Here is an 8,120-nt window from a genome sequence, read left to right on the forward strand (position 1 = left end):
AGGGGGATCCATGGTTCGCAACTTTGTCGCCGCGGCAGCACTTGCCGGGGCGTTATCGGTGATTTCGGCGCCGATGGCAGGCGCGGCGCCGTTCAAGAACTGCACCGAAGCCCGGGACGCCGGCTACACCAACATCCCAGCCACCTCGGAGTATTACGGTTCGCACCTGGATCGGGACAGCGACGGGATCGGCTGCGAAAGCTAGCCAGCTTCTGGTGCGCCTCAGCGCATCAGCGCGACGGCGACAGTACGCGCTTCCCTGGCCAGCGCCGCGCACATCGTGTTGAGGTTGACCACACCCAGCACGTTGCCGGAAATGAACCGGCACGCGTTGCCGGTGCCGGCAGGGGCGGACCATCGCGGTGAGAAGGCGTAGGCACCGCACACCGGCCAGGCGCCGAGTCCTTGCGTGCGCAGGACGCGCTCGGCGACGAGGATCTGATGCTCACGCGGCGCCTTCTCCGGCGAACCGACACCGCCGTGCTCGCGCCACGTCGCCGGCAAGAACTGCAGTCCGCCGTAGAAGCCGTTGCCGGTATTGATCGACCAGTTCCCGCTGGACTCGCAGTGCGCGATCGCATCCCAGTTCACCGTGTCGGCGCGCGCACTCGGCGCGGCGACCGTCGACATCGCCGACAGGGCGATCGCGATCAGCGCGATGCCCCATCCCCTGACCATCTGCACGGTTCATCCCCTTCAGCCGCCGAATGGTGACCGTTATTGTTACCGCTGATATCGCAGTGAACAGTGAGAAAACTGTGATGGTTGTTCTCAAACTTGGTTAGGGCGGTCAGACTCCGTACCGCTGGATGAACCAGTCCCGGACGGCACTTTCCAGTGTCGCCGCGAGCTCCCGCTTCGCTCGATGCTGTTCGCGGTCGACGGAGGCGCACTGCTGGCCGACTTCTTCGAGCACCGCGGCCTCGTCGATCGTGGTCAGCGCGCCGTCGCGCATCACCCACCGGCCGCCGATCATCACATCGCTGATGGTGTCGGGGCGTGCCCGCGCGACCAGCAACTCGATCTCGCCGACGCCGTCGAGTTGGAACGGGTGGCGCAGCTTGTTCTGGTCGAACAGGACCAGGTCGGCCGGCGCACCGGCAGTGATGGTGCCGAGGCCACTGCCGAACCCGGTGGTCCTGGCCCCACCGACCGTGGCCATTGCGAAGACCTGCTCAGCGGAGATCCGGCGCCGCGACACACCCGGTTCGCGGTTCACGGTGTAGATCAGTCGCATCTCCTGGATCATGTCGCGGTCATCGTTGATGCCGGCCTCGTCGATCCCGATGCCGACATTGATGCCGGCGTCGAGCACGTCGAGCAACGAGAGACGGCCACTGGACAACCGGAAGTTCGAACTGCAGTTGTTGCAGACACTGGCCCCGCTGTCGGCCAGCACGGCGATATCGGCGTCCTGCAACCACGTTCCGTGCCCGAGCGTGAGCCGGTCGCTGAGCAGACCGGAGTCGGAGAGGTACTCCAGCCGCCGTGCACCGGCTCTCGCGTCGAGGTACAGCGACTGGTAGATGGTCTCGAGGAAATGCAGGTGCACAGGGGCGCCGGTCTGCGCCGACACCTCACCGATGCGTCCCAGGCCCTCATCGCTGAGCCAGTGGAAGTTGCACGGGCCGAGCTGAATTGCGGTCAGCGGCTCGCCGGCGTACTTGTCGGTCAGAGTGTAGAAGTCGGTGATCTTGTCCTCCAGCGGTGACCGAAAGAACTCGACCAGGTCGGTGAACCATGCGTGGGTGTTGTCGGGCAATACCGCCAGGAGTTCGAGGTCGTCGTCGTGGATGAAGAAGTTCTGGTCGCGGACCAGCTTCGCGTAGGAGACGCGCATGCCGATCTGCGAATAGGTATCGAGGACCGCCCGACTGGCCGCCAGCGGGTCGGCGGCGTCGGTGTCGTACCAACCTTGAAGGTGTGCGACGGTGGTGACGCCACTGCGGATCATCTGGATCGCCGAATACGCGGTGTCGACGCCGAGGTCGATCTCCGGGTTGGCCGAGCGGGCGGCGATCCAGGTTTCCAGCGGGGAATCCGGGGATCCGAGCTGCACGGGTGTCACGCCGACGTGATGGTGACCGTTGACAAAGCCTGGTGTCAGCAATGAGTTCGAGAAACGTTCCGGAGTCACCTCGGGGTACCTGTCGCACACGGAGCGGGCAGGCCCGACCTCAGTGATGATTCCCGCTTCGATCACCACCGCTCGCTCGGAGACGCAGGAAACGTCTCGAGTTACAGGATCAGCGGTGATCACCGCGCGCGGGATGAGGATCGAAGGCATGTCCCGATGCTAAACCGGCGCCGCCGCGGTCGGCAGCGCAGCGCGACGTACTCGACTGTGCCCCAGAGTATTTGGAGAATCGGACGCCTCACTGATGGAAACGTCGTCGTAACGATCCCGAAACCGCACAGGTGTAGGGCGGTTCAGTCGATCCCGCGGGCGATCAGGGCCTCACTGAAGTTGTCGGCCGCGCGAAGTGCCGCCACGAGGACCGGGACGACGACGACCCGCGGTGAGATCCGCAGTCCCCGCGCCCGGCGGGCCTCGTCGACCTGTCGGATGATCTCCACCAGCAGCGGGATCGACCGGATGGTCAGGGCCAGCGCGATGGCGACCTGCCGGACCGGGAAGCCGAACCGCGCCAGGGGTGCCATCGCCCGAGTCGCCGCCTCGAGCATGTCGGTTGTTCGGGTCGTCAGCGTGACGAGCACTGCCAGGCACACCGCGAGCAACAGCACCCCACACACCACGAGCGCGCGTTGCCAGTCGGTGAGCAGCACCTGCAGCACGAAGATGAATCCCACCACCCAGAACACTTGGCGCAGTTGGCCGATCACCACCCGTGGGGATAACCGTGCCGAGACGACTGCGAGCGTCACGACCGCGGCGGCGACACCGAGCCGCACCGGGGTGTCCACGACGACCGTGATCGCGACGATCAACACGCCCAAGCCGAGCAGTTTGGTCCCGGCCGGCAACCGGTGCAGCCACGACCGCCCCGGCCGGTACTCCCCCAACACCGTCATGACATCAGCCGCCGGTAGGCGGGCAGTGCGACGCCCGGCACGTCGTCGGCCACCACCCGGCCGTCGTCGAGCACGATGACCCGCTCGGCGTCACCGGCCAGGTCCAGGTCGTGGGTGACCAACACGAGCTGGGTGTCCAGCGACGCGAACGCGGTCCGCAGCATCCGCGAGTTGCGCAGGTCCAGCAAGGTGGTCGGCTCGTCGGCCACGATCACGGAGGGCTCGGTGACCAGCACGGTCGCCAACGCCAGCAACTGCTTCTGGCCTCCGGAGAGCAGGTGGGCTGGCTGATCCGCGTGACCGGCCAGACCGAACCGGTCCAGCGCTGCAGCCACTCGCTCGGCCCGGGTCCGCCGGTCCAGCGGTAGTCGCGACAGTGACAACTCGACGTCCTCGGCGACGGTCGGCATGAGGATCTGACGGTCCGGGTCGGTGAACACGAACCCCACCAGTCGGCGCACCCTCTTGGTCGCGCGCCTGGTGTCCAGGCCGTGGACACGCACCGATCCCCGATCCGGAAGGACAAGCCCGTTGAACAGCCTTGCCAGCGTGGACTTTCCGCTGCCGTTGGCGCCGACGATGGCGATCCGGCGTTCGGTGAGCGTCAGCGAGACGTCCCGAAGGACAGGACGGTCGCCGAACGCGTGCGAGACACCGTCGACGACGATCGCGTCCGGTGGATCGTCACTCATCGCTGCGGGCCGGCCGCCACGGTCGAATGAGGCCCGGCCGGGCGCGGTGGACCTGTGCGGCGACGTAGGCGCACACCACGGCTTTGACGATGTCGCCCGGAACGTAGATGCCGTTGGTGGCCAGCGCCGCCCACCAGGTCAGGTCGGTGCGCACCATCAGACCGATCGTCCCGAACAGATAGATCACACCCATGCCGCCGACGATGTTGATGACGATGCCCCACAGCACCCGGTAGCGCGGCATCATCAGCGCGGTCAGCGCACCGATCACCACGACGGCCGGTAACCAGCCGAGGAAGAACCCGGCGGTCGGCGAGGACAGCGACACCAGCCCGGTGCGGCCGCCGGCCAGGATCGGCAGACCGGCGATGGCCAGAATTGCGAACAGGGCGATGGCCAGCGCACCCTTGCGCGGCCCGAGGATGGACCCGGCGAGCATCACGCCGAGGGTCTGCAGGGTGATCGGGACACCGGTCGGTCCGAGGGTCAACGTGCCGGGCAGACCCAGCGCGGCCAGCAGTCCGGCGAACACCGCCGCCTGCGTCAGGTCGCGCCACTCGAGGCCGCCGACGCGAGTGGTGTCGGCGTGCTCGGGCGTCTCGCGGTTCACCCGGGGATTATCGGCGACGACCCGCTACGAAAGGTAATCGGGTCATCCGGCACCAGGAAGTCCCTACAGTAACGACAGGACGACCTGGAGAGGTGACGTGTGACTTCGATTTCCGGCCCCGGAATGCCCCAGCGTCGAGTAGTCCACGTCGGCACCGGCATGACCGGAACCGTCGCGTTGCGCGCGATCATCGACGACCCCGCGCTGGAACTCGTCGGAGTCAAGGTGTCCTCACCGGAGAAGGTCGGGACCGACGCCGGCCGGTTGTGCGGGCGTCCCGATGTCGGTGTCGCGGCCACCGGCGACATGGCCGCGATCCTGGAGGTCGATCCGGAGTGCGTGGCTTACTGTGCGACGGCCGTCCGACGCGAAGAGGACGCCATCGCCGACATCGTCGGCTACCTGGAAGCCGGCATCAACGTGGTCACGATCTCCGCGATTCCGATGGTGTATCCCAAAGCCGCCCCGGCGAATTGGCGCGAACCGATCGAACAGGCCGCCCGCACCGGTGGGGCCTCGTTCTATGCGACCGGGTGCGAACCCGGCTTCGTGAGTTTGAACCTGCCGACCGCGCTGTTGGCCGGTGCGGGTGTGGTCGACGCATACCGGATGGACGAGTACGCCCTCGACCTCGACTTGGCCTATCCCATATGGGAGGTGCTGCACGAATCGATGGGTTTCGGCAAGCCGGACGGTCACGTCCCGATCCGTATCGCGGTGGGCAAGGTCAACAACGACTGGGAACCGGTGGTGCGCTACATCGCCGACACGCTGTCGGTTCCGGTCGACGAAGTAGCTCTGGACTGGGAGACGATCCTGGCGCCCCAGGATCTCGACACCGCGCTGGGCGTCATCCCGGCGGGCACGATCTGCGCGCACCGTTGGCAGCTGGCCGCGATGTGGGGGGACCGACCGGTGGTCGCTGTTCAGTACTTCGCGACAGTGAGTTCGACGCCGTGGCCGGACGCGTGGCCGCGACCGGCCCAACCCGGCCAGGGCGGGATGGTGTTTCGCATCGAGGGCTCCCCCAACATGACGCTCGACCTTCGGCTCGATCCGACGCCCGGCGAGAAAACCAACCCCGGCGTCGCCGCGACGGCGATGGCGGCGGTCAACGCGATTCCCGCGGTCATCGACGCGGCACCCGGTGTCGTGCAGACACCACTTGCGGGGCCCGCGATCGCGACGCGACAGACGCGTGTCTGAGAACCGGCGATTGACCGCAAAACTGCCTGCCCGCCATCGCAGTAGTCCATTCTGATACCGAGCCCGCCGACATACGAATGGAGTATGTGAATGCGACGCAGTAGAACTGCCTTTCTGGGTGCGGTGGGTGTGAGCGTCACACTGTTTGCCGCCTCCACCGGCGGCGTCGCCGACGCCTCCCCGGATCCCCACGAAATGACGATGGTCAACGTCGTCAAGGTCGAGGGCATCCCCTGGTTCGACCACATGGCCGTAGGTGTCGAGAACTTCGCGAAGCGCACCGGCGTCCACACGAGCCAGGAGGGAGCAGACGATACCGATGCGCAGAAGCAGGCTCAGCTCATCGCGGAACTGATACCGCGCCGGCCGACGGCCATCACCGTGGTGCCCAACTCGGTCGCTGCGCTGGAGGACGTTCTCGGTCAGGCTCGCGCCCAAGGCATCACCGTCGTCTCCCACGAGGCCACCGGAATTCAGAACGCCGACATCGACATCGAGGCCTTCGACAACGTCGCCTTCGGCAGGCAGACCATGCAAAGCCTCGCCCAGTGCATGGGCGGGCAAGGTGACTACGTGCAGTTCGTCGGGAGCGGGACCATGACGACGCACATGCAATGGGTGGACGCCGCACACGGCATGCAGCTGGCCGAATTCCCCGGCATGACCCGCCTCGAAGGCCCGGTCGAAACCGCCAACGATGAGCCGACCGCGTACGCGAAGGCCAACGCGCTGCTGGCGAAGTACCCGAATATCAAGGGTTTCCAGGGCGCGTCGAGTGCCGATGTACCGGGCATCGCGCGGGCCGTACGAGATGCGGGCTTGCAGGACCGGACATGCGTGATGGGAACAGCGGTCCCCTCCGTGGCATCGACGTACTTCACCGACGGCTCGATCGACAGGATCTTCTTCTGGGATCCGGCGATGGCCGCGGAAGCGCAGCTGCAGATCGCACTGCTGCTCGCGCAAGGCCAGAAGATCGAGGCGGGCACGAATCTGAACGTCCCCGGCTACGACTCGCTGACCAAACTCGACGGCTACGACAACGTCTTCGTCGGAGATGCCGCGCTGCAAGCCGACGCCACCACCGTCTCGCAGTTCACCTTCTGACATCGCTTTCGGTAGAGCTGCCACTGGTACGCACAAGCAGCCCGCCCGCGCGGGAGATACCTCCACGGTGGACACTAGGACGTGGCCCTTTCTGCGACAGTGTTCAAGGTCGAACTTGGCGTTTCCGATGTCGATCACGGGTACTACGCCGATCACACACTGACCGTGGCTCGTCATCCCAGTGAGACCGATGAGCGGATGGTGGTGCGGCTGTTGGCATTTGGGTTGCGCGCGCACCGGCTCGGTGACGTCAACGGCGAGTTGGCGTTCGGGCCGGGACTGTCCACGCCCGGCGTACCGGATCTGCGGCTCGCGGACTACACGGGCCGGATCCTGGAGTGGATCAATGTCGGCCAACCCGATGAACGCGTCTTGGGCAAGGCGGCCAGCCAGACCGAACAGGTGCTGCTCTTCCCGTTCGCCGCCGGCGTGGCCACCTGGTGGCGCACAGTGGGACCCAAAGTGGCGGGGCTGCCGAACCTGTCGGTCGTGCAGATCCCGCACGCACCGGTGCAGCAGCTCGCCCAGACTGTTGATCGACGGGTCTCGGCTCAGGTGATGATCATCGAGGGGCAGGTGACGATGACCATCGGCGGTGTCGACGTTACCTTCACGCCCGAGCCACTGAAGTAGACCCTGTCCGCGCCCCGCGGTTCAGGCTGCCTTACTCGCATCGCGCACCGTGCGCACGCACTTTCGAACACTTCCCATTCCGCGATATCGACATCGTTGGTCGGGCGTTGGCGCAGGCCGATGCGTGCGGCGTGGGATTGTGCCATCAACCCGCAGACCTGAATTCATCTGAATCCGGGTAGGACGCTGGCCACCTCGACTGCAAGCGGCCACGTTCGCCCACGCACCAGGCGGTTCGTCGACCTTCCAGTGCTCCTGCTCGGTCATCGCAAACCGTCGATCTCGGCCAGGCGCACACGACACCCGTAGACAGTCACGGGATGTGCCGGGTGGCCAACGTTTGGTACCTGTCGAAGGCCGGCACCAGCGTCAGGAACGCGCCGTGAATTACGAAGCGGCCTCTCGGCGGCGATTGCGTCTGTCACGGCGCCGAGGTGATCGATTGCCGTCATGAGCCCGTATGACGCGACGGCTGAGACGTTCCGGCCGTCCTTGTCGTCGCCAGCCGGGGCGCTGCGGGCCGCTGGCGTCGGGTAAACCTTCGTCCAGGGTGTGCCCACCGTCTCCAACCAGTGCACCACGTATCCCCGCCGCTGCTCGGGGGTCAGACTCCTCATCATGACGGATAGCGTGCACAACCACCTTCGCGTATTACAATGTATTACATTGGAGGTGTGTACGAGGCCGCCGACTGGACGCACCGCGGCGACTACATCGGCAAACGCGGCCTCACACAGCTACACGCTAACTAAGCCCTAGCTGTTCTTCACGGGTAGGTTGTGAACGCGTAGGCGCTCGATTGGTGTCATTCCGCCGATGCCGGTGTGGGGTCGGTGGTG

9 protein-coding genes are annotated in these 8,120 nt (G+C 66.0%); 4 read left to right on the plus strand and 5 right to left on the minus strand.

Features of this window, described 5'->3' with window-relative positions:
- Window positions 1-10 precede the first annotated feature (10 nt).
- On the plus strand, window positions 11-205 hold the full coding sequence (locus tag ACAG25_RS13680) for an excalibur calcium-binding domain-containing protein (RefSeq protein ID WP_370488991.1): 195 nt from the start codon (window positions 11-13) through the stop codon (window positions 203-205).
- Between the two features lie 17 nt (window positions 206-222).
- Here ACAG25_RS13680 and ACAG25_RS13685 read toward each other — a convergent pair whose 3' ends face one another.
- The 5 genes from ACAG25_RS13685 to ACAG25_RS13705 all read right to left on the minus strand — a co-directional run bounded on the left by ACAG25_RS13685 (window position 223) and on the right by ACAG25_RS13705 (window position 4,335).
- Entirely contained in the window at window positions 223-678 is a 456-nt protein-coding gene (locus tag ACAG25_RS13685) for a transglycosylase family protein (protein WP_370489012.1), read from the minus strand.
- Between the two features lie 112 nt (window positions 679-790).
- Window positions 791-2,287, minus strand: coding sequence for an amidohydrolase family protein (locus tag ACAG25_RS13690; protein WP_370488992.1), 1,497 nt, complete (start codon window positions 2,285-2,287; stop codon window positions 791-793).
- Between the two features lie 143 nt (window positions 2,288-2,430).
- A complete protein-coding gene (locus tag ACAG25_RS13695) occupies window positions 2,431-3,033 on the minus strand; it encodes a CbiQ family ECF transporter T component (protein WP_370488993.1) in 603 nt (200 codons plus the stop codon).
- Window positions 3,030-3,725, minus strand: a complete 696-nt coding sequence (locus tag ACAG25_RS13700) for an energy-coupling factor ABC transporter ATP-binding protein (protein WP_370488994.1) — start codon at window positions 3,723-3,725, stop codon at window positions 3,030-3,032. Before ACAG25_RS13700 ends, ACAG25_RS13695 begins: the two co-directional genes overlap by 4 nt.
- Entirely contained in the window at window positions 3,718-4,335 is a 618-nt protein-coding gene (locus tag ACAG25_RS13705; RefSeq protein ID WP_370488995.1) for a biotin transporter BioY, read from the minus strand. The genes ACAG25_RS13700 and ACAG25_RS13705 overlap by 8 nt, the downstream gene beginning before the upstream one ends.
- A gap of 123 nt (window positions 4,336-4,458) precedes the next feature.
- Between ACAG25_RS13705 and ACAG25_RS13710 the strand changes: the two genes are divergently transcribed.
- From ACAG25_RS13710 to ACAG25_RS13720, 3 genes are all read left to right on the plus strand, one after another.
- Entirely contained in the window at window positions 4,459-5,541 is a 1,083-nt protein-coding gene (locus ACAG25_RS13710) for a dihydrodipicolinate reductase (protein ID WP_370489013.1), read from the plus strand.
- A gap of 129 nt (window positions 5,542-5,670) precedes the next feature.
- Window positions 5,671-6,648 carry a substrate-binding domain-containing protein gene (locus ACAG25_RS13715; protein ID WP_370488996.1) on the plus strand — a complete coding sequence of 326 codons (978 nt, stop codon included), beginning with the start codon at window positions 5,671-5,673 and terminating at the stop codon, window positions 6,646-6,648.
- Window positions 6,649-6,729: 81 nt separating this feature from the next.
- Entirely contained in the window at window positions 6,730-7,281 is a 552-nt protein-coding gene (locus ACAG25_RS13720; protein ID WP_370488997.1) for a YaeQ family protein, read from the plus strand.
- Window positions 7,282-8,120: the final 839 nt, after the last annotated feature.

Source organism: Mycobacterium sp. pV006, assembly GCF_041287115.1.
Taxonomy (GTDB): domain Bacteria; phylum Actinomycetota; class Actinomycetes; order Mycobacteriales; family Mycobacteriaceae; genus Mycobacterium.

What these genes read in the sequence shown, in the direction of transcription:
- ACAG25_RS13695 (WP_370488993.1), bottom strand. Translation starts at nt 3,033, where the DNA reads ATGACGGTGTTGGGGGAGTACCGGCCGGGGCGGTCGTGGCTGCACCGG.
- ACAG25_RS13680 (WP_370488991.1), top strand. Translation starts at nt 11, where the DNA reads ATGGTTCGCAACTTTGTCGCCGCGGCAGCACTTGCCGGGGCGTTATCG.
- ACAG25_RS13685 (WP_370489012.1), bottom strand. Translation starts at nt 678, where the DNA reads ATGGTCAGGGGATGGGGCATCGCGCTGATCGCGATCGCCCTGTCGGCG.
- ACAG25_RS13710 (WP_370489013.1), top strand. Translation starts at nt 4,459, where the DNA reads ATGCCCCAGCGTCGAGTAGTCCACGTCGGCACCGGCATGACCGGAACC.
- ACAG25_RS13700 (WP_370488994.1), bottom strand. Translation starts at nt 3,725, where the DNA reads ATGAGTGACGATCCACCGGACGCGATCGTCGTCGACGGTGTCTCGCAC.
- ACAG25_RS13690 (WP_370488992.1), bottom strand. Translation starts at nt 2,287, where the DNA reads ATGCCTTCGATCCTCATCCCGCGCGCGGTGATCACCGCTGATCCTGTA.